Consider the following 323-nt stretch of genomic DNA (forward strand, 5'->3'; position numbering starts at 1 on the left):
TTGGGCGAGGTCGATGGCCGCCAGATCGTGGACATCAGTGGTGCGAAGACTCACCCGACCAGTGGAAATCTCAACATGACCACCGTGTCCGTCCGCACGAACATGACTTTGGCGCAGGCGCTGAAGCGCTGGGTTTCTACAGACGACACCCTGGTGCCGATCGAGCACATCTTCCCCTCCGGCAAGTCTTCGGAGGAAGTGCAGCGCCAGAACGCCGCCGCGTTCGCCAACTCGGAGTCCAACGCCACGATTTCGGCGATGAACCACCTGGACAAGCCCCTGGAGACCATGGCGCTGGAGATCTCCGAGGATTCCCCGGCGCA

1 pseudogene is annotated in these 323 nt (G+C 61.9%); it reads left to right on the forward strand.

From position 1 onward, the window contains the following. Positions 1–323 (forward strand): annotated as a pseudogene (locus tag CYJ76_RS11825) (hypothetical protein); the annotation flags it as partial.

Source organism: Kytococcus schroeteri (assembly GCF_002847825.1).
Classification (GTDB): Bacteria; Actinomycetota; Actinomycetes; order Actinomycetales; family Dermatophilaceae; genus Kytococcus; species Kytococcus schroeteri.